Origin of the sequence: Micromonospora sp. BL1, from assembly GCF_003667485.1 — a bacterium.
In the GTDB taxonomy this organism is placed as follows: domain Bacteria; phylum Actinomycetota; class Actinomycetes; order Mycobacteriales; family Micromonosporaceae; genus Micromonospora; species Micromonospora tulbaghiae.
The window spans coordinates 1-20,882 of record NZ_RCVK01000300.1 but is presented as its reverse complement, the minus strand read 5'-3'; the positions used below and the strand labels follow the sequence as shown (position 1 = coordinate 20,882).

17 protein-coding genes are annotated in these 20,882 nt (G+C 72.1%); 8 read left to right on the top strand and 9 right to left on the bottom strand.

Going from position 1 to position 20,882, the window contains the following annotated elements:
* Positions 1-1,585: hypothetical protein (locus EAD96_RS31030; protein ID WP_158614810.1), on the bottom strand; the 1,585-nt coding region annotated here is incomplete at its 3' end.
* A gap of 50 nt (positions 1,586-1,635) precedes the next feature.
* Positions 1,636-3,099 carry a GTPase HflX gene (gene hflX / locus EAD96_RS22560; protein WP_120571046.1) on the bottom strand — a complete coding sequence of 488 codons (1,464 nt, stop codon included), beginning with the start codon at positions 3,097-3,099 and terminating at the stop codon, positions 1,636-1,638.
* Positions 3,100-3,295: 196 nt separating this feature from the next.
* Between hflX and EAD96_RS22555 the strand changes: the two genes are divergently transcribed.
* The gene (locus EAD96_RS22555; RefSeq protein ID WP_120571047.1) at positions 3,296-4,768 is read left to right on the top strand and encodes an NAD-dependent malic enzyme; all 1,473 of its coding nucleotides are present in this window, start codon (positions 3,296-3,298) and stop codon (positions 4,766-4,768) included.
* 577 nt (positions 4,769-5,345) lie between these two features.
* Here the strand turns inward: EAD96_RS22555 and dapF are convergent.
* The 3 genes from dapF to EAD96_RS22540 are packed head-to-tail and all read right to left on the bottom strand — an operon-like array spanning position 5,346 to position 7,820.
* Positions 5,346-6,191, bottom strand: coding sequence for a diaminopimelate epimerase (gene dapF / locus EAD96_RS22550; RefSeq protein WP_120571048.1), 846 nt, complete (start codon positions 6,189-6,191; stop codon positions 5,346-5,348).
* Between the two features lie 7 nt (positions 6,192-6,198).
* Positions 6,199-7,104 (bottom strand): tRNA (adenosine(37)-N6)-dimethylallyltransferase MiaA, encoded by a 906-nt coding sequence (gene miaA, locus EAD96_RS22545; protein ID WP_121685689.1) that lies wholly within the window; start codon positions 7,102-7,104, stop codon positions 6,199-6,201.
* Positions 7,101-7,820: a hypothetical protein gene (locus EAD96_RS22540; protein ID WP_121685688.1), complete on the bottom strand. Its 720-nt coding sequence runs from the start codon at positions 7,818-7,820 to the stop codon at positions 7,101-7,103. The genes miaA and EAD96_RS22540 overlap by 4 nt, the downstream gene beginning before the upstream one ends.
* 204 nt (positions 7,821-8,024) lie before the next feature.
* Here EAD96_RS22540 and EAD96_RS22535 point away from each other — a divergent pair, with 204 nt between their 5' ends.
* Positions 8,025-9,233: a DUF349 domain-containing protein gene (locus EAD96_RS22535; protein WP_120571050.1), complete on the top strand. Its 1,209-nt coding sequence runs from the start codon at positions 8,025-8,027 to the stop codon at positions 9,231-9,233.
* Between the two features lie 331 nt (positions 9,234-9,564).
* Positions 9,565-11,187 carry a cellulase family glycosylhydrolase gene (locus EAD96_RS22530; protein ID WP_120571051.1) on the top strand — a complete coding sequence of 541 codons (1,623 nt, stop codon included), beginning with the start codon at positions 9,565-9,567 and terminating at the stop codon, positions 11,185-11,187.
* A 46-nt stretch (positions 11,188-11,233) separates the two neighbouring features.
* Here the strand turns inward: EAD96_RS22530 and miaB are convergent, their stop codons facing one another.
* Positions 11,234-12,733 (bottom strand): tRNA (N6-isopentenyl adenosine(37)-C2)-methylthiotransferase MiaB, encoded by a 1,500-nt coding sequence (miaB, locus tag EAD96_RS22525; protein WP_121685687.1) that lies wholly within the window; start codon positions 12,731-12,733, stop codon positions 11,234-11,236.
* A 52-nt stretch (positions 12,734-12,785) separates the two neighbouring features.
* Between miaB and EAD96_RS22520 the strand changes: the two genes are divergently transcribed.
* Positions 12,786-13,013 (top strand): DUF2277 family protein, encoded by a 228-nt coding sequence (locus tag EAD96_RS22520; protein WP_013284740.1) that lies wholly within the window; start codon positions 12,786-12,788, stop codon positions 13,011-13,013.
* Positions 13,014-13,090: 77 nt separating this feature from the next.
* Here EAD96_RS22520 and EAD96_RS22515 read toward each other — a convergent pair whose 3' ends face one another.
* Both EAD96_RS22515 and selD read right to left on the bottom strand, forming a co-directional pair.
* Positions 13,091-13,570, bottom strand: coding sequence for a hypothetical protein (locus EAD96_RS22515; RefSeq protein ID WP_018785973.1), 480 nt, complete (start codon positions 13,568-13,570; stop codon positions 13,091-13,093).
* A 213-nt stretch (positions 13,571-13,783) separates the two neighbouring features.
* Positions 13,784-14,773, bottom strand: a complete 990-nt coding sequence (gene selD / locus EAD96_RS22510) for a selenide, water dikinase SelD (protein ID WP_120571054.1) — start codon at positions 14,771-14,773, stop codon at positions 13,784-13,786.
* Between the two features lie 198 nt (positions 14,774-14,971).
* Here selD and EAD96_RS22505 point away from each other — a divergent pair, with 198 nt between their 5' ends.
* From EAD96_RS22505 to EAD96_RS22490, 4 genes are all read left to right on the top strand, one after another.
* A complete protein-coding gene (locus tag EAD96_RS22505; RefSeq protein WP_120571055.1) occupies positions 14,972-15,727 on the top strand; it encodes an amino acid ABC transporter ATP-binding protein in 756 nt (251 codons plus the stop codon).
* Between the two features lie 50 nt (positions 15,728-15,777).
* The gene (locus EAD96_RS22500; protein ID WP_121685686.1) at positions 15,778-16,713 is read left to right on the top strand and encodes a glutamate ABC transporter substrate-binding protein; all 936 of its coding nucleotides are present in this window, start codon (positions 15,778-15,780) and stop codon (positions 16,711-16,713) included.
* Between the two features lie 78 nt (positions 16,714-16,791).
* Positions 16,792-17,448 (top strand): amino acid ABC transporter permease, encoded by a 657-nt coding sequence (locus EAD96_RS22495; protein ID WP_013284735.1) that lies wholly within the window; start codon positions 16,792-16,794, stop codon positions 17,446-17,448.
* On the top strand, positions 17,445-18,320 hold the full coding sequence (locus tag EAD96_RS22490) for an amino acid ABC transporter permease (RefSeq protein ID WP_121685690.1): 876 nt from the start codon (positions 17,445-17,447) through the stop codon (positions 18,318-18,320). The genes EAD96_RS22495 and EAD96_RS22490 overlap by 4 nt, the downstream gene beginning before the upstream one ends.
* A gap of 74 nt (positions 18,321-18,394) precedes the next feature.
* Here the strand turns inward: EAD96_RS22490 and rny are convergent, their stop codons facing one another.
* Positions 18,395-20,161, bottom strand: coding sequence for a ribonuclease Y (gene rny / locus EAD96_RS22485; protein WP_121685685.1), 1,767 nt, complete (start codon positions 20,159-20,161; stop codon positions 18,395-18,397).
* Positions 20,162-20,882 lie beyond the last annotated feature (721 nt).

Below are 20,882 nucleotides of genomic sequence, written 5' to 3'. Positions count from 1 at the left end.
GTCCGGCCCCGCCCGGGCCGCCGCCGTAGCCGCCACCCGGGCCGCCGCAGCCCTGGCCGCCGCCACCCGGGCCGCCACGACCGGGGCCACCCTGGCCCGCGCCGCCGCCCGGTCCACCCTGGCCTCCGCCGCCGTAGACGCCGCCGCGCCCTCCGCCGCCGGCCGGGGCACCACCGCCGCCGTAGACGCCGCCACCACCCGGCGGACGGGCTCCGCCCGGAGGACGGCCACCGCCCTGACCACGGCCACCGTCCTGCGGGCCGCCGCCGTACACGCCGCCGCCCGGCCGGCCACCACCGTAGACACCGCCGGACGCCGGGCGGTCGCCGTTGGCCGCGCCGCCGTACACGCCGCCCTGACCGCCGCCGTAGACACCGCCGCGCGGCGCGGCCGGCCGCTCGCCCGACGGGAAGCCGTTGTTCACCGGGAACTCGCCGCTGCGCTCGGGCTCGTCGGCCGGCGCCCGGGGCGCCGGCTTGCGCCGCGCCCGCAGGATGCCGAACACACCCGCGCCGACCAGGAGCGCGCCGAGCACCCCGACGGCCGCGATCAGGTACGTGATCTCGTCGAGCGAGAGCCCTTCGAGCCACGACTTCTGGGCGGCCGGTTTGGTGTCGGCCTTGCCGCCGTTCGGCAGCGCCTCGGCGCCGGTGGTCGACGGGGTGTAGGTGAGGATGTCGATCGGGTCCGACTCGTCGAGCGTGCCGCCGTCGGAGACGGTGACGAACAGCTTGCCGTCCGGCGTGTAGGAGATCGCCTCGCCGAACGGGTCGGCGAGCGGCGTGACCCGGGGCTTGCCGGTGGTGAGCGCCTTGACGATGTCGCCGCCGGCCACGTCGAACTCGAACGCGTCGGCGTACGTGCGCAGCACGACCTTGCTGCCGTCTGGCGAGCGGGCCGCGCCGGTGACGAGCGCCCGCCCCGTCCGGCCGAACCGATTCTCGGTGCTGGTCTCCGGGAGCGTGACCTCGCCGACCTTCTTCATCGGGATCGCCTCGGTGTCGCCGCTCGTCTTCAGCTTCACCGTCGGGGTGTAGATCTCCGACTTGCCGGAGAGCTCCTTCGTGATCACCAGCGGCATGTTGTCGTCGCCGACGAGCAGGGCCTCCGCGTCGTGCGGCTCCTTGCCCGGGTAGCTGAGCCGGTGCAGCACCGGCTGCTTCGAGCCGCTCAGCGGCATCGTCCAGACCGCGACCCGCTCCCGGCGGGTCTTCTTCTCCACGTTGTCGCCGGTGTCGGCGATCCAGAGCGTCTTGCGGTCCGGGCTGAGCGCCAGGTCCTCGGTGTCGAGCGGCCCGTCACCGGAGTAACGGACCTCCCTGTCGACCTTGCACTTGGTGTCCAGATAGAAGACCCGCTTGCGGCTGGGGTCGTCCGAGCCGTCGTTGATCACGACGTACCCGCTGCTGGTGGCCACCAGGCCGGACAGCTCGCGGAGCCGGTCGTCCTCGACCGTGCACTTCTTCTTGGGAGCCGCGGCCAGCACGGGGGCCGCGGCGGGAGCCGCCGGGGCCGGCCCGGCCGGCGCCACGACCGCGCCGACCAGGCCGAGCGCGAGCGTGACCGAGGAGACAACGTGCCGCATGACGCTCAGTGTCGCACGGCACGGGTTTCCGGCGGGTGACGCCGGACGGCTCACCGCCCGGCGCCCACCCGCTCGTCGCTGGTCAGCCGGTCACCCGCCCGGTACGGCGCGAGCTCCGCGGCCAGCCCCTCGTTGACCCGCACGTGCACCAGCGTGCCCTCGGGCAGGTGCGCGGTGCTGAGCACCTCACCCTGCCGGTGCACCCGGGCGACCAGGTCACCCCGGTCGTACGGGAGCACCGCGCGCACCTCGACGGCCGGCCGGGGCAGCCGCCGCTCGACGGCCTCGCGCATCTCGTCGATCCCGCGCCCGCTGTGGGCGGAGACGAAGACCGCGTCCGGCCAGAGCCGCTTGAGCCGCAGCATCGTCTCCTCGTCGGTGGCGTCGGTCTTGTTCACCACCAGTAGTTCCGGCAGCCGGTCGGCGCCCACCTCGGCGAGCACCTCGCGTACCGCCCGGACCTGCTCCTCCGGATCCGGGTGCGTGCCGTCGACCACGTGCACGACCAGGTCGGCGTCGGCGACCTCCTCCAGCGTCGAGCGGAACGCCTCGACGATCTGGTGCGGCAGGTGCCGGACGAACCCGACCGTGTCGGACAGCGTGTAGAGCCGCCCGTCGGACGTGGTGGCCCGGCGGGTGGTCGGGTCCAGCGTGGCGAACAGCGCGTTCTCCACCAGCACGCCCGCACCGGTCAGGCGGTTGAGCAGGCTGGACTTGCCGGCGTTGGTGTAGCCGGCGATGGCCACCGCGGGCACCGCGTTACGGGTACGCCGGGCGCGCTTGGTCTGGCGTACCGTCGCCATGCTCTTGATCTCGCGGCGCAGCCGCGCGATGCGGTGGCGGATGCGCCGCCGGTCGGTCTCCAGCTTGGTCTCACCGGGACCACGCAGACCCACGCCGCCGCCGGCGCCCCCGCCGCGGCCGCTACCACCGGTCTGCCGGGACAGCGTCTCGCCCCAGCCGCGCAGGCGCGGCAGCAGGTATTCGAGCTGGGCCAGCTCGACCTGCGCCTTGCCCTCCTTGCTCTTGGCGTGCTGGGCGAAGATGTCGAGGATCAGGGCGGTCCGGTCGACCACCTTGACCTTGGTGCGCTGCTCCAGGTTGCGCAGCTGCGACGGCGACAGCTCACCGTCGCAGATGATCGTGTCGGCGCCGGTCGACAGCACCACCGCGCCCAGGTCGTCGACCTTGCCCCGGCCGATGTACGTGGCCGGGTCGGGCCGGTGGCGACGCTGGATCAGCCCTTCGAGCACCTGCGAGCCGGCCGTCTCGGCCAGCGCAGCCAGCTCGGTGAGGCTGTTGTCGGCGTCGGTCTGAGTGCCCTCGGTCCAGACCCCCACGAGGACGACCCGCTCCAGCCGGAGCTGGCGGTATTCGACCTCGGTGATGTCGGTGAGTTCGGTGGAGAGGCCGGGGACCCGCCGCAGCGCCTGCCGCTCCGACAGCTCGTACTCGCCGGTGGTGGCGTCGAACTCGTCGTCGGTGTAGGGATGGAAGGTCTCCTGCTCGCGCAAACTGCGTCTCCTGTCCGTTATGTGCAACGCCGAGAATTTTCGGCGCGTGACAGCAATCCTGACATGTGACAACGCCGGGCGCACGTGTGTTATGCCCGCGACGCTACCCACTGGTAGCGGGGGCGGATGCCGGGCGACCTGGGCAGGCGAGTAGAAATGCCAGTCGAGCCGCTCAGCGCCGACGGAGGAGTTTCTCGTGGCCAACACACGACTGCCGAGTGCCGGATTCTCCATCACCATCCGGATCGCGGTACCCGCCGACGCCACCTCCATCGGCCGGCTCACCACCGCCGCCGGCGAGGCCGGGGCCATCGTCACCGCGCTGGACGTGGTCGACTCCGACCCCGCGCACGTGATCGTCGACCTCACCTGCGACACCGCCGACGCCGGCCACGCCGACCAGGTCGTCGACGCGCTCACCGCCCTCGACGGGGTGGACGTGCGCAAGGTCTCCGACCGCACCTTCCTGCTGCACCTCGGCGGCAAGATCGAGGTCACCCCGAAGGTCGCGCTGCGCACCCGCGACGAGCTGTCCCGCGCGTACACCCCGGGTGTGGCCCGGGTCTGCATGGCGATCGCGGAGAACCCGGCCGACGCGCGCCGGCTCACCATCAAGCGCAACACCGTCGCCGTGGTCAGCGACGGCACCGCGGTGCTCGGCCTGGGCAACCTCGGGCCGGCCGCGTCGCTGCCGGTGATGGAGGGCAAGGCGGCGCTGTTCAAGCGCTTCGGCGGGGTGGACGCCTGGCCGGTGGTGCTGGACACCCAGGACACCGACGAGATCGTGGCGATCGTCAAGGCGATCGCGCCCGCGTACGGCGGGATCAACCTGGAGGACATCGCCGCGCCGCGCTGCTTCGAGATCGAGGCCCGGCTGCGCGAGGCGCTGGACATCCCGGTCTTCCACGACGACCAGCACGGCACCGCGATCTGCGTGCTGGCCGCGCTGACGAACGCGCTGCGCGTCGTGGGCAAGCAGCTCGCGGACGTCCGGGTCGTGGTCTCCGGCGCCGGCGCGGCCGGCACCGCGATCATGAAGCTGCTGCTGCGTCAGGGCGTGGGCGACATCATCGCGTACGACCGCCAGGGCGCCCTGCACCGCGGCCTGCCGGACCTCAACCCGGCCTGGCAGTGGCTGGCCGAGAACACCAACAAGGAGAACTACTCCGGTGACCTGGCCGGGGCGGTACGCGGCGCGGACGTGTTCATCGGCGTGAGCGCGCCGAACCTGCTCACCGGCGAGGACGTCGCCGCGATGGCGAAGGACTCGATCGTCTTCGCGCTGGCGAACCCTGACCCGGAGGTGGACCCGCGGGAGGCGCGCAAGTACGCCGCAGTGGTCGCCACCGGCCGCTCGGACCAGCCCAACCAGATCAACAACGTGCTCGCCTTCCCCGGCGTGTTCCGCGGCATGCTCGACGCGCACGCCGAGGAGTTCACCGAGGAGATGGCGCTCGCCGCCGCCCGGGCCATCGCGGACGTGGTCGGCGAAGACAAGATCAACCCGACGGTGATCGTGCCGAGCGTCTTCGACTCCCGGGTCGCCCCGGCGGTGGCCGCCGCGGTGCGGGCCGCCGCCCAGAACCCGGCCGCCACGCCGGCCCCGGCGGCCGACCCGGGCCCGGCCGACCTTCCCGAGATCGCCGCCAACGCCAGCGCCACCCCCTGACCCAGGCACGCCCCAGCCCCTCGCGGCGCCTCTGCACAGGCCAGCGCCCTCTCATGGGCACCTTCCTGCTGGGGGCACCGCCTCACAGGGCACCGCCTCGCGGGGGCGCTTCGCGGGGCAACACCTCCCACCGGGGCGGCGCACGCGCGTGCGCACCCGCAGCCGCACAGTCAGGCGTCCCCGGCGCGTCCACACGAGATCTTGGAAGGAAACGGCCCTCAGAGGGGCCCGAATCTTCCAAGATCTCCAGCAGCGGCTCGCCTTGACGGGACAAGTCAGGCAGAAGGACCCATCGCCGCCGCTTGATCGACTCCACTTCCCCGAAGTGGTGGCATCAGCACCCTTGATCAACACCACTTCGCCGGGGTGGTGGCATCAGAGGCCCCACGACACCACCACATCCCCGAACTGGTGTTGATCATGCGGGCGGCAGCACGGCAGGGCACCGAGCACGGGACGGCCGGCCCGCGAAACACCACTCAGCCCGGGTGTTGACCAAGGAGTTCGCGTCACCAGAGCCTGGAAATCCGCCACAAACTCCTTGATCAACCGGCAGAGGCACCGAAGGCGGGAACGGTCAGGGAGTCAGGGCGGACGGGGTCAGGGTGCCGGTCGCCACCAGGACCGCCGGGCCGGAGAGCCAGCACGAATCGGCCGTCACGGTGACCGTCAGCCGACCGCCGGGCACGTCGACAGACACCGTGCCGGTGTCCAGGCCGGCGTCGCGCAACGCCACCGCCGCCACCGCGCACGCGCCGGTCCCACAGGAGAGCGTCTCGGCGGAGCCGCGCTCGTACACCCGCATCAGCACGTGCCCGTCGGTGCCGTCGACCGGCTCGCCCGGCGTGGTGAACTCGACGTTCACCCCGGACGGGAACGCCGAGACGTCGACCTCGGGCGCGCGGGTGAGGTCCAGCCCGGTGAGTTCCAGCGCGGCGGGCAGCGCGCAGACCAGGTGCGGGTTGCCGACGTCCACGGCGGTGCCGGCCAGCGTCAGCCCGCCGAGCGCGGCGGTCGCCGTGTCGTACAGCCGGGGGCGGCGCATCTCGACCGCCACGTCCGTGCCCTCGACGCGGGCCCGCACCAGGCCGGCGCGGGTCGCGATCGGCAGCGTCCCGCCCGACGGGGCGGCCAGCGAACGGTCCAGCAGGTAGCGGACGAACACGCGGGCCCCGTTGCCGCACATCTCGGCGAACGAGCCGTCGGAGTTCCAGTAGTCCATGAACCACTCGGCCTCGCCCGCCAGCGCGACGCCCTCGGGGTGCTTGGCGGCCCGTACGACGCGCAGCACGCCGTCGCCGCCGAGGCCGCGCCGCCTGTCGCAGAGCGCGGCGACCAGGCCGGGTGTCAGGTCGAGGGCGCCGTCCGGGTCGGGCAGGATGACGAAGTCGTTGCCGGTGCCGTGACCCTTGGTGAACTCCACGCCCCCATCATCGCCGATGCTCGGCGACCACCCGCAGGGCAGTGTCGAGAAACGCGGGCGAGGCCGAGTCCAGCCAGTGGATGCGCCGGTCACGCCGGAACCAGGAACGCTGCCGCCGCACGAACCGGCGGGTGGCGCGGATCGTCTCCTCGTGCGCTTCGGCCTCGGTCATCTCGCCGGCCAGGAACCGCAGCACCTGCTGGTAGCCGAGCGCCCGGCTGGCCGTCCGCCCCTCGGGCAGCCCTTCGCCGACCAGCGCCCGCACCTCGTCGACCAGTCCGTCGGCCCACATCCGGTCCACCCGCAGCGCGATCCGCTCGTCCAGGAGCGGGGTGTCCAGGTCGACGCCGAGCTGCACGGACGGGTAGTACGGCGTGGGTGACGGCAGCGACGCGGTGAACGGCGCGCCGGTCAGCTCGATCACCTCCAGCGCCCGCACGATCCGCCGCCCGTTGGTGGGCAGGATGCTCGCCGCCGCGCCCGGGTCGGCCTCGGTCAGCCGCGCGTGCAGCGGCAGGGGGCCGACCGCCGCGAGTTCCGCCTCCAGCCGCTCCCGCAGCGCCGGGTCGGTGCCGGGGAACTCGAACCGTTCCAGCACCGCCCGCACGTACAGCCCGGAGCCGCCGACCAGCAGCGGCACCCGGCCCCGGGCCAGGATGTCGTCGACCGCCGCGCGGGCCAGCGTCTGGTATTCCGCGACGCTGGCCGGCTCGGTGACCGGCCAGATGTCCAGCAGGTGGTGCGGCACGCCCTCACGCTCGGCCGGCGTCAGCTTGGCGGTGCCGATGTCCATGCCCCGGTAGAGCTGCATCGAGTCGGCGTTGACCACCTCGCCGTCGAGCGCGTGCGCCAGCGCGATGCTCAGCGCCGACTTCCCGGCCGCGGTCGGCCCGACCACCGCCACGACTGTCACGACCGCTCCCAGTTCGCCACGAAGTAGGCAACGCCGTAGGGGGCGCGGTGGTAGCTCAGCTCGCCGCGCCAGTCGCCGCCCGCCGCGCCGACCGCGCCGGCCAGCACCTGCCACGGCGCCCGCCCGGCGACCCGCAGCTCGGCGGACAGCACCGGGTCCAGGCCGCGCAGGGCGTCGGCGTCCACGACCGCCAGCGCCGCGGCGACCCCCTCGTCGTACGCCTCGGCGCGCGGGTCGTCGTACCCCGGCGCCTTGACGCCCCGGCAGGCGGACCCGTCGCCGAGCACGAGCAGCGCGACCCGCGGATCGTCGTCGAGGATCAGGCTCGCGCCGAACGCCGCGCACTCCGCCGGTGTGGCGTCGTGCGCCACGGAGCGGGCCAGCCGGGGCAGCTCGGTGCCGGAGCGGTTCAGCAGCCAGGCGCCGATCGTCAGGCTCAGCGGCAGGACCTCGCCACCGGAGCAGGAGGTCTTCCACAGCCGCACCGGCCGGTCGAGCCCGAAGCGCCGCAGCGAGCCCCAGTCGGCGGCGTTGAACCGGACCGTCTCCGGCCCGCCGCCGACGAGCAGGATCGCCTCCGGCTCGGCGGCGAGCAGCCGGGCGACGGCGGCGTCGGTGGCGGCGCGCAGGTCGTCCAGCTCGGGCGCGGCGGCGCCGGCCAACTCGGGCACGATCAACGGCGGGTGGGGGCAGACGGCGGCGGCGACCAGGGGCACGCCCCCAAACCTATCGGGGTCCCCCGGTGCGTCCCCGCGCCGATCCGGTCATCGGGGGCGTACAACACCGTATGGTCACGGTCGGCGACAGGCGCTCGACACGGACGGGGGCGGACCTGTGACAATGCCGGGAGAAAGTTTGCTGCGCCGTGGCGGCGAACGAGGGGGCTGTCCCCTCGACGCCGGGAGAACGAGGATGGGCACATGAGCGACTGGACTGCCTTCGGACGGGTCGACGAGGACGGCACCGTCTACGTCAAGACCGCCGAGGGCGAGCGGGTGGTCGGATCCTGGCAGGCAGGGGCACCGGAGGAAGGGCTCGCCCATTTCGCCCGGCGCTACGCCGATCTGGTGACCGAGGTCGACCTGACCGAGGCGCGGCTCAACTCGGGCGCGGCTGATGCCGGCCACTCCCTGACCACGATCCGCCGGATCCGTGGGTCGCTGGCCGAGGCGCACGTGGTCGGTGACATCGACGCCCTGGCCGCCCGCCTGGACAAGCTGGCCACCGTCGCCGAGGAGAAGGCCGGCGAGGCCAAGGCGGCCCGCGAGGCCGCCCGGGGCGAGGCGCTGGCGCGCAAGACCGCCCTGGTCGAGGAGGCCGAGAAGCTGGCCGCCGAGTCGACCGGCTGGAAGACCGCCGGTGACCGGCTCAAGGAGATCCTCGACGAGTGGAAGACCATCCGCGGCGTCGACAAGAAGACCGACGGTGAGCTGTGGAAGCGGTTCGCGGCCGCGCGGGACGGCTTCACCCGCCGCCGGGGCGCCCACTTCGCCTCCCTCGACCAGCAGCGCAAGCAGGCGCAGACGGTCAAGGAGGAGCTCGTCGCCGAGGCGGAGAAGCTCAAGGAGTCCACCGACTGGGGCGTCACCGCCGGTCAGCTCAAGGACCTGATGGCCCAGTGGAAGGCCGCGCCGCGCGCCGCCAAGGAGGCCGAGCAGAAGCTCTGGGAACGGTTCCGCGCCGCGCAGGACGAGTTCTTCACCCGCCGCAGCGAGGTCTTCTCGGCGCGCGACAACGAGCAGCGCGCCAACCTGGAGCGCAAGCAGGCGCTGCTGGCCGAGGCCGAGGCGCTGGACGTCGACGGCGACCCGAAGGGCGCCCAGGCGAAGCTGCGGGAGATCCAGGCGCAGTGGCACGAGGCCGGCCGGGTGCCCCGCGAGGCCGCCGCCGGGCTGGAGCGCCGGCTGCGGGCCGTGGACGACAAGGTCCGCGAGGTGATGGACTCCGCGTGGCGGCGCACCTCCAAGGAGGACAACCCGCTGCTGGCGCAGATGCGCGCCCAGGTCGCCGAGGCCGAGGACCGGCTGGCCCGGGCCCAGGCCGCCGGTGACGCCCGCCGGATCAAGGAGGCCGAGCAGGCGCTCGCCTCGAAGCGGCAGTTCCTCCAGCTCGCCGAGCAGGCCGGCTGACGGAAGCACCCCGGCCGGGCAGGCCGGCGGACAGACACATCGGGTGAGCCCCCGGCCGGGTCGGCCGGGGGCTCACCTGCGTCCGGGCCGGGTTGACGCATCGAGGTGGGCTGATCAGAATGAGCGGCGGAGCCAGGTTCAGGCACCGGCACGAGGGCACCGACGGCTGATCTGCGCCGTCGACGATCGCCGGTGTGACATCTCGCGGGTGGCCGTCCACACGACACGGCCCGGCGCGCGCTGCGCGCGTACTCGATGACGAGCGGGACGTGCCTCCTGGTCCTGCCGCCCGCGGCGCCCGTGCGGCGCGGGCATCCGAAGTGGAGCTTCCATGCACCGACGCACCGCCCTCGGCGGCGCCCTGACGGCGCTCGCCACCGCAGCGGCCGGCGTTCTCGTCGCCGCCGCCGTCTCCACCGCACCGGCCGCCGCGGCGGCCGGTGGCACCGGCACCGGTTACCTGCACACCAGCGGCAACAAGATCGTCGACAGTACGGGCGCGACCGTCCGGCTGACCGGCATCAACTGGTTCGGGATGGAGACCGACAACAAGACGTTCCACGGCCTGTGGTCGAGCAACCCGTGGCGCTCGCAGCTCGACACCATGGCCCGGCTGGGCTACAACACGCTGCGCATCCCGTACTCGAACGACGCGCTCAAGTCCGGCGCGACCGCGACCGGCATCAACGACTTCGTCAACCCGGACCTGATCGGGCTGTCGCCGTTGCAGATCCTCGACAAGGTCATCGACTACGCGGGCAGCAAGGGGATGCGGGTCATCCTGGACCGGCACCGGCCCACGTCGGCCGGGCAGTCGCCGCTCTGGTACACCTCGACCGTCTCCGAGGCGACCTGGATCAACGACTGGAAGATGCTGGCCCAGCGGTACGCCGGCAACACCACTGTGATCGGCGCGGACCTGCACAACGAGCCGCACGCCGAGGGCACCAACCCGGCCGCCACCGGCGCCTGCTGGGGCTGCGGCGACACCGCCCGGGACTGGCGGCTGGCCGCCGAGCGGGCCGGCAACGCGATCCTCGGCGTACAGCCGAACTGGCTGATCTTCGTGGAGGGGGTGAGCTGCCCGAGCGGCGGCCTGTCGAACGTCTGGGACAACGACCCCAGCAACGACGAGGACTGCGGCTGGTGGGGCGGCAACCTGTCCAAGGCCGGGCAGTTCCCGGTCCGGCTGAACGTGGCGAACCGGCTGGTCTACTCGCCGCACGAGTACGCCACGTCGGTCTATCGGCAGGCCTGGTTCGACGACCCGTCGTACCCGGCGAACATGCCGGCCATCTGGGACAAGTACTGGGGCTACCTCTACAAGCAGAACATCGCACCGATCATGATGGGCGAGTTCGGCACCACGCTCCAGGACCCGAAGGACAAGATCTGGCTGCAGAACCTGATGGCGTACACCGGCACCGGCGTGAACGGCATGTCGTTCACGTACTGGTCGTGGAACCCGAACTCGGGTGACACCGGCGGCATCGCCAACGACGACTGGACCACGATCAACCAGCCGAAGCAGGACATCCTGACGCCGTACCTGATCCCGCCGACCGGCGGTGGCGGCACCACCAGCCCGTCCCCCACCGGCACGCCGAACACCTCGCCGGCGCCGACCACCCCGCCGCCTCCGGTGACCGGTGGCTGCACCGCCACCTACAAGCAGATCAACTCCTGGGCGGGCGGCTTCCAGGGCGAGCTGACCGTCAAGAACACCGGCACCGCCGCGGTGAACCCGTGGTCGGCCACGTGGACCTGGCCGTCCGGGGTGACGCTCGCCAGCGGCTGGAACGCCACTGTCACGCAGTCCGGCACCACTGTGACGGCGGCCGCGCCGGCCTGGGCGTCGTCGCTGGCGCCGGGCGCGTCGGTCACCGTCGGCTTCACCGCCAACGGCACCGCCGCGACGCCGGGCAGCGTGAAGCTCAACGGCACCGCCTGCTGAGGCAGTGACGACGGGGGCCCGCTCGGCCCCCGCCGTCACGCTCGGCTCAGTGCGCGGCGCAGCCGCCGACGGGGGCGGGCGCCGCGGCCGGCGCGCCGACCGTCGGCAGTCCGAGCAGCACCCCGGGGGTACGCGGAACCTGCCCCGCCTCGGCCGCGTCCCCGGCCCGGGTGCGCCGGTGCGCCAGCGGCGCGCCGTCGGCGTTCAGGTGGTGCGGGGCGGCGTACGTGACGACTGTGTGCACGATGTCGCCGGGGCGGATCTGCCCGGCCAGCTCACCGGTGGCGAAGTGCACGAGCCGGCCGTCGCGGGCCCGGCCGGACATCCGGCCGGTGCGCTCGTCCTTGCGGCCCTCGCCGACCGCCACCAGCACCTCGACGGTCTCGCCGACCAGCTTCTTGTTCTCCGCCCAGGTGATCTCCTCGACGCAGGCGATCAGCCGCTCGTAGCGCTCCTGCACGACCTGCTTGGGCAGCTGGCCGTCCATGGTCGCGGCCGGGGTGCCGGGGCGCTTGGAGTACTGGAACGTGAACGCCGACGAGAACCGCGCCTCCCGCACCACGTCGAGCGTGCGGGCGAAGTCGGCCTCGGTCTCCCCCGGGAAGCCGACGATGATGTCGGTGGTGATCGCCGCGTCCGGCATCGCCGCCCGGACCTTGGAGATGATCCCCAGGTAACGCTCCGACCGGTACGAGCGGCGCATCGCCCGCAGCACGTCGTCGGAGCCGGACTGCAACGGCATGTGCAGCGAGTGGCAGACGTTGGGCGTCTCGGCCATCGCGGCGATCACGTCGTCGGTGAAGTCCTTCGGGTGCGGGCTGGTGAACCGCACCCGCTCCAGCCCGTCGATGTCGCCGCAGGCGCGCAGCAGCTTGCCGAACGCGTACCGGTCGCCGAACTCGACGCCGTAGGAGTTGACGTTCTGCCCGAGCAGCGTCACCTCCAGCACGCCGGAGTCGACCAGCGCGCGCACCTCGGAGAGGATGTCGCCGGGGCGGCGGTCCTTCTCCTTGCCGCGCAGGGAGGGCACGATGCAGAACGTGCACGTGTTGTTGCAGCCGACGGAGATCGAGACCCACCCGGCGTACGTCGACTCGCGCCGGGTCGGCAGCGTGGAGGGGAAGACCTCCAGCGACTCCAGGATCTCGACCTCGGCCGCGGTGTTGTGCCGCGCCCGGTCCAGCAGCGCCGGGAGCGAGCCGATGTTGTGCGTGCCGAAGACGACGTCCACCCAGGGCGCCTTGCGGACGATGTCGCCCCGGTCCTTCTGGGCCAGGCAGCCGCCGACCGCGATCTGCATCCCGGGGTGCTTCGCCTTCACGGGGCGCAGATGACCCAGGTTGCCGTAGAGGCGGTTGTCGGCGTTCTCCCGGACCGCGCAGGTGTTGAACACCACCACGTCGGGCTGCTCGTCGGCCTCCGCGGCGCGCACGTACCCGGCATCCTCGAGGAGGCCGGAGATGCGCTCGGAGTCGTGCACGTTCATCTGGCAGCCGTACGTGCGCACCTGGTAGGTGCGCGGGCTGCCCGCGGCTGCGGTAGTCATGACCCGGACAGCGTATCCGGGTGGAGCCGATCGGATCGAACGAGGAGGAGCCGTGTGCCGGAGCATCAAGACCCTGCGTGAGCCGTACGTCCCGGTGGTGACCGAGGAGGACATCCGCGCCGCCGCGTTGCAGTACGTCCGGAAGATCTCCGGATTCCGTACCCCCGCCGCCCACAACGCCGCCGCGTTCGACGCCGCGGTGGACGCCGTGGCCGCCGCCACCGCGACGCTGCTCGACCAGCTCGTGGTGCGGGGGCAGCAGCCGGCGGCCCGGGGCTGAGCCGGGGCCGCCACCGCTCGCCGCCGGCGGGGACACGGCGGCGAGCACCGCTCACGGGTGCCCGCCGGCGTCCGCGCTCAGGCGGCGGCGAGCGCCGGTGCGACCGTGTCGGGGGCCCACCGGGAGCGGTGGCACTGCGACCAGCCCCGGCAGCGCGCGTCGGCGACAGTGCAGAGCCGGTGGTGGCTGAGCACCTCACCGTCGTCGGTGTCGGCCACGTCGAAGTGCACCGGCCGGATCGTGCCGTCCGGCGCGACCAGCAGGTGCCGGCCGGCGTCGAGCGTGTCGTCACGCGTCAGGCAGTTGCGGCCCAGCAGCCGGGCCAGCGCCGCGATCGCGGGCAGCTCGGTCAGGCTCTCGGGCACGCCGTAACAGTCGACCACCGTGCCGTACAGCCCGGGTGCCTCCCACACGTCGCAGACCACCGCGTACGCGGGGAGCCGCATCGGGTCGGCGACGGCCATGGGCATCACCACCCGGCCGAGCGCCTCGGCCAGTGCCGGGTAGACCTCCACCGGCTCGCCGCCGTCGATTCTCCAGTTCCACAGCTCGGTCATGCCGCCTCCTCGCTGCGCTCGTTCCACCGGCCTCCGGATCGGGCCTCAATGACGATGGTGGGGTGCATTTGACCTCAGCCGGGCGCAAGTTACCGGTCTGTGACCATTCCGGGCAAAATTCCCTCGGGCGACGTTGCCCAGAGTAGCTGGAAGATGACAGTTTATCGGGTACTGTGCCGCGGCGACGGCCGGCCGCGCCGCGACAATCGAGGCTCAGCGCACCCGGATCAGATGCTCCGAAGCAGGCAGCAGCTCACCGATCACCGTGCCGCCCGGCACCTCACCGGCGACCAGCAGGCCACCGGAGGTCTGCGCGTCGGCGAGGAGCAGCCGCTCCCCCTCGTCCGCACCGCCGAAGTCGGTCCACGGCATGACCCACTCCAGGTTGCGCCGGGTGCCACCGCTGACGTACCCGTCGCGCAACGCCTCCCGCGCGCCCGGCAGGTACGGCACCGCCGCCGCGTCGATCGCCACCGTCAGGCGGCTCGCGCGGGCCAGCTTCGAGGCGTGCCCGAGCAGGCCGAAGCCGGTCACGTCGGTCCCGCAGCGGATGCCCGCGGCCACCGCTGCGCGGGCCGCGTCCCGGTTGAGCCGGGCCATCGACTCGACCGCCTCGGGGAAGCGCTGCCCGGTCTGCTTGTGCCGGGTGTTGAGCACGCCCACCCCGAGCGGCTTGGTCAGCGACAGCGGGAGCCCGGCCCGCCCGGCGTCGAGCGTGATCAGCTCCTCCGGCCGGACCACGCCGGTGACCGCCAGGCCGTACTTCGGGCCGTCGTCGTCCACGCTGTGCCCGCCGGCCAGGTGGCAGTCCGCCTCCCGGGCCACGTCCAGACCCCCGCGCAGCACCTCGCGGGCCATCTCCGGCGGCAGTACCCCGCGCGGCCAGCAGAGCAGGTTCAGCGCGACGAGCGGGGTGCCGCCCATCGCGTACACGTCGGAGAGCGCGTTGGCGGCGGCGATGCGCCCCCAGTCGTAGGCGTCGTCGACCACCGGGGTGAAGAAGTCGGCGGTGCTCACCAGGCCCGTACGCTCGTCCAGCCGGACCACCGCGGCGTCGTCGCCGTTCTCCAGGCCGACCAGCAGGTCGGCCGAGCCGCCGGTGGCGCCGAGACCGGCGACCATCGCCTCCAGCTCGCCGGGTGGGATCTTGCAGGCGCAACCGCCACCGCGGGCGTAGTCGGTCAGCCGGATCGCGTCGGTCATCCCCTCATGATCTCGGGCCTGCGGTGACGGCGCCACTCGGCCCACCCTCGGGTGACGAAATTCGGACGGGCCGGTACGCCCGTGACCGGTGTTACCGCTCCGTGACCATCTGAGTTGCGTTCTGCCACATCACCCCGCCTACAGTTGCCCAACCGGGGGTCGACCGACCCCCGAATTCCGCCATGGACGACAGGGACGGTGGACGACGTGACGACGGGCGACCCGCTGATCGTGCTCGACGGGGTCAACAAGTGGTTCGGGCCGCTGCACGTGCTCGACGACGTGTCCCTCTCCGTCGACCGGGGCGAGGTGGTCGTGGTGATCGGCCCGTCCGGCTCCGGCAAGTCGACGCTCTGCCGCACGATCAACCGGCTGGAGCCGATCGACTCCGGCACCATCACCTTCGACGGGCAGCCGCTTCCGGCCGAGGGCAAGCCCCTGGCCAAGCTGCGCAGCGAGGTCGGCATGGTGTTCCAGTCGTTCAACCTCTTCGCGCACAAGACCATCCTGGAGAACGTCGCGCTGGGGCCGGTCAAGGTCCGCAAGGAGAAGCCGGCCGCCGCCCGTGAGCGCGGCCTGGCCCTGCTGGACCGCGTCGGCATCGCCAACCAGGCGGACAAGTACCCGGCGCAGCTCTCCGGCGGTCAGCAGCAGCGGGCGGCGATCGCCCGCGCGCTGGCCATGCAGCCCAAGGCGATGCTGTTCGACGAGCCGACGAGCGCGCTGGACCCGGAGATGGTCGGCGAGGTGCTGGACGTGATGACGTCGCTGGCCCGCGACGGCATGACCATGGTCGTGGTGACCCACGAGATGGGCTTCGCCCGGCACGCGGCCAACCGGGTCATCTTCATGGCCGACGGCAAGCTGGTCGAGGACGCGCCGCCGGCCGAGTTCTTCGCGAACCCGCGCAGCGAGCGGGCCAAGGACTTCCTCTCCAAGATCCTCACCCACTGAGCGTCCGTAGTGGAGTCGTCCCGTCGACTCCGTCGAAGAAGGAGATGAGTATGCGTTACAAGCGCGTGGCGGCGGTGGCCATGATGGCCTCGCTCGCCCTGTCCGCGGCCGCCTGTGGCAAGGAGGGGGACCCCGCTCCCAGCGGCGGCGGCAACGCCAGCGGTGGAGCCCAGGGCGACAGCTGCAGCAGCTCGGGCGTGACCTTCACCCCCAAGACGGACGCCAACGTCGCCGGCAGCCCGGCCTTCGAGAAGATCAAGTCGGCCGGCAAGGTCGTCATCGGCGTCAAGTTCGACCAGCCGAACCTCGGCTACAAGGACGCCCAGGGCAAGCGCTGCGGCTTCGACATCGAGATCGCCCAGTACGTCGCCAGCACCCTCGGCGTCGACCCGGCGAAGATCGAGTACAAGGAGATCGCCTCCGCCAACCGGGAGACCGCGATCAAGGGTGGCGAGATCGACTACTACGTCGGCACCTACTCGATCACCGACAAGCGCAAGAACGACGTCTCCTTCGCCGGCCCGTACTTCGTCGCCGGCCAGGACCTGCTGGTCCGCAAGGACGAGTCGTCGATCACCGGCAAGGACACGCTCAAGGGCAAGAAGGTCTGCTCGGCCACCGGCTCCACGCCGATCCAGAAGATCCGCGACGAGGGCCTGACCGAGGGCGAGAACATCGTCGAGTTCAAGACCTACTCCGAGTGCGTCTCGCAGCTGCTCGACAAGAAGGTCGACGCGGTGACCACCGACGACGCCATCCTCAAGGGCTACGCCGCGCAGAACCCGGACGAGCTCAAGGTCGTCGGCCAGCCGTTCAGCACCGAGAAGTACGGCATCGGCCTGCCCAAGGACGACAAGGCGCTGCGTGACTACGTGAACGACCAGATCGAGGCGGCGTTCACCGACGGCACCTGGAAGAAGATCTACGACGGCACGCTCGGCAAGTCCGGCTCACCGGCCACTGCGCCGCAGCTCGAGCGGTACTGACGGTCCGCACCGACGTCGGACCGGGCGGGGAGGTCCTCCTCCCCGCCCGGTCCCGTCTGGAGAGAGTGAGAGCGAGGTATGGGCGAGTTCTTCCGCGTCCTGACGGACAACGCGAGCCTGTTCCGCGAGGGGTTCTACAACACCGTCAAGTTGTTCCTGATCGCCGGCGTCGGCAGTCTCGTCCTCGGCATGCTGCTCGGCGCGATGCGGGTGTCCCCCGTCCCCGCGCTGCGGGCGTTCGGCGCCACCTACGTCAACCTGGTGCGCAACACTCCCCTGACGCTGGTGTTCGCGTTCCTCGTCTTCGCGGTGCCGAAGCTGGACGTCAACATCGACTACTTCAACAGCGCCTGCATCGCGCTGATCGCGTACACCTCGGCGTTCATCTGCGAGGTGGTCCGCTCCGGCGTGAACACGGTGGCCACCGGGCAGGCCGAGGCGGCCCGCGCGCTGGGCATGACATTCGCCCAGGTGCTGACGCTGATCGTGCTGCCGCAGGCGCTGCGGGCCATGGTCCCGCCCATGATGAGCGTGCTCATCGCCATGCTGAAGAACACCACGATCGCCGCCGGCTTCTCCGTGCTGGAGGCCGGCGCCATCCCGGCGTACATGTCGGAGCGGGGTGAGCCGCAGTTCATCGTGCTCACCTGGATCGTGATCGGCTTCCTGATCCTGATCATCCCGCTGGTGGTGCTCCAGCGGATCCTCGAGCGCAAGTGGGCGGTGGCCCGGTGAGCAGCAGCAGCGTCCTCTACGACATCCCCGGCCCGAAGGCCCGCAGGCGCAACCGGATCCTCGGCATCGTCTCGATCGCGGCGATCGTCGCGCTGATCGCGTTCGTGGTCTACAAGTTCGACCAGACCGGCCAGTTCGAGGCCCGCAAGTGGGAACAGTTCCAGTACGCGGCCGTGCAGCGGGAGCTGCTGAACGGCCTCTGGGCCACGCTGAAGGTCGCCGCCGTCGCCACCGTGCTGGCACTGCTGTTCGGCGCGTTCTTCGCCAGCGCCCGGCTCAGCGACAAGGTGTTTTTCCGGGCGCCCGCCACGTTCGTGGTGGAGCTGTTCCGGGCCATCCCGCTGCTGATCCTGATCTTCTTCGGCTACTACGTGCCGCTGCAGTACGGCTGGCCGATCGACAAGTTCTGGGCGCTGGTCATCGGGTTGACGCTCTACAACGGCTCGGTGCTGGCGGAGATCTTCCGCGCCGGCATCAACGCCGTGCCGTACGGGCAGTCCGAGGGCGCGTACGCGATCGGCATGCGCAAGAACCAGGTGCTACGGCTGATCCTGCTGCCGCAGGCGTTCCGGTCGATGCTCCCGGCGATCGTGAGCCAGCTCGTCGTGCTGCTCAAGGACACCGCGCTCGGCTTCATCATCACGTACCCGGAGCTGCTGTTCGTGGGCAAGCAGATCGGCGGCCGGCTGGCGTTCGGCCTGCCGTACGTGCCGACGTACCTGATCGTCGCGGCCATCTACATCGCCATCTGCGGCCTGCTGTCGGTGCTGGCCTGGTGGCTGCAGAAGCGGCTGACCCGGCTGCCGCGCACCGCGGCCAAGCCGGTGGCGGCCACGCAGACCGACGGTGGCACCGGCGCCACGCCGCTGTGAGCTGACGTCGTCCGACGGACACAGAACGGGCGGGTGGGGTTCTCCCCCACCCGCCCGTTCTCGGTCTTGCCGGTCTAGCGGGCGATCTCGGTGACCCGGGACTCGCGCACCACTGTCACCCGGATCTGACCCGGATAGGTCAGCTCCTCCTCGATCTGCTTGGCCACGTCCCGGGCCAGCACCGCCGCGCCGATGTCGTCCACGTCGTCCGGCTTGACCATCACCCGGATCTCCCGGCCCGCCTGCATGGCGAAGACCTTCTCCACGCCCAGCTTGCCGGCCGCGATCTCCTCGATCCGCTCCAGCCGCTTGACGTACGCCTCAAGGCTCTCCCGCCGCGCGCCCGGCCGCCCGCCCGAGCAGGCATCAGACGCCTGGGTCAGCACCGCCTCGATGGTCTGCGGCGGCACCTCGTTGTGGTGCGCCTCGATGGCGTGCACCACGTCCTCGCTCTCGCCGTACTTGCGGGCCACGTCCGCGCCGATGATCGCGTGACTGCCCTCCACCTCGTGGGTGAGCGCCTTGCCGATGTCGTGCAGGAACGCGCACCGCTTGATCGTCGGCACGTCCAGCCGCAGCTCGGCGGCCATCACCCCGGCGATGTGCGCGGTCTCCACCAGGTGCTTCAGCACGTTCTGCCCGTACGACGTCCGGTAGCGCAACCGGCCCAGCAGCGTGACCAGCTCCGGGTGGATCTCGGTGATGCCGACCTCGACCAGCGCGTCCTCGGCGGCCCGGAGGCACAGCTCCTCCACCTCCTGCCGGGCCAGGTCGTAGACCTCCTCGATCCGGTGCGGGTGGATCCGGCCGTCGAGCACCAGCTTCTCCAGCGTGACCCGGCCGACCTCCCGGCGTACCGGGTCGAAGCACGACAGCAGCACCGCCTCGGGGGTGTCGTCGATGATCAGGTTGACGCCGGTGACCGACTCGAAGGCGCGGATGTTGCGCCCCTCCCGGCCGATGATGCGCCCCTTCATCTCGTCGCCGGGCAGGTGCAGCACGCTGACCACGCTCTCCGCGGTCTGCTCGCTTGCCACCCGCTGGATGGCGTCCACCACGATGTTGCGGGCGCGCTGCTCGGCGCTGCCCCGGGCGTCCGCCTCGATCTCCCGGACCAGCAGCGCGGCCTCCCGCTTCGCCTGCCCCTCGATCGAGTCGACCAGCTCGGCGCGGGCCGCGTCGGCGGTCAGGCCCGCCACCCGCTCCAACTCCCGGCGGCGCTGCTCCTCCACCTCGGTCAGCGCCCGCTCGCGCTCGGCCAGGGCGGCCTCCCGGGCGGCGAGCGCCGCGGTCGCGGCGGTGAGCTGCCGCTCCCGCTCGGCCAGCCGCTCCACCTCCTCGGTGTGCAGCCGCTCCCGCTCGTCCATCCGGGCGGCCCGGCGCTCCACCTCGGCGGCCTGCTCCCGGGTGGTGGCGGCCAGCACCGCCACCTCCCGCTCGCCGCTGCGCCGCGCGGTGGCGCGCAACTGCTCGGCGTCCGCCTCGGCCTGCTTGTGCGCCCGCTCCAGCACCGTGTCCGCCTCGGCGCGGGCGTCGTCGAGCACCCGCCGCGCCTCGGCCCGGGCCGCCTTCGCCTCCGCCTTGGCGGCAGCCGCCTCGGCCCGCGCCGCCGCGGCGGCGGACTTCGCCACGTCGATGGTGCTGTTCACCTCGTCGGCGGCCGTCCGCAACGCCGCGAGGGACTGCTCCTGCCGGTCCTTCTCCGCGATGAAGGCCGGGTCCTCCGGTGCGGGCGCCAGGCTGAGCCGCTTGAGGGTCCGCACGCCGAACAGCACGGCGCCGACCACCACCACGACCAGCAGCAGCACGACCAGAAGGAGGACGACGTCGAAGGCGCTCATCGAGCCGCTCCGCACCGGTACGCGGACGCGCTCGCCCGCCGGGCTCCGGTGTCGTGCCCTGCTCCGGTGGCCCGGCCGGGGTCCCCGTACCGCCCTGCCCCGGTCGCTCGGCCGGCGTTGCCGGCCCGGCGGGGCTCGGTGGCCGGGCTGTCACCCTCCGGGGAGGGATCGGGGCCGTGTGGCAGACCGCCGGTGAACCTGTGCCGCCCTGCCATGGCCGCCTCCCCCTGAACGTCGGCGCCGCAGGACACGCGCGAAGGACACGCGCCTGCGGCTCTGGACGCCCGACCGGAGCGGCTGGCTGTGGGCAGCTTTCCGTCGGCGGTGTCCCCTGTGGGGCACCGCTGGCGGGCCGGTTGCAGTTGTCGGAGGCTCCGGGGTCTCCGGAGCGCCCGTCAAGGGCCGGTGTAGCTGGCCAAAGTGATGCTGTTCTGTTACGAGATCTATGTTGTGCGCTTAGCCTGCGCTGGTCGGGCAAAGTGAGCCTGTATGGCGAGGCTAGGTCGCGAGGGGCCGTTCGGTCAAGGAGTCATGATCAAACCACCCGGACGGAGAGAAGTTGCAGCGTCACTCAGCGGTGATCAGATGCCGGACAGGCCCGGACAAACCCCGCCCCTCAGCGCCACTGCTCGCCGCTCCCGGCCTGCTCAGGCCCTCTGCCCCATCGACGCCGCCCGCCACCTGCCCACACGATCAAGGAGTTGACGTCACCCCACAGCCC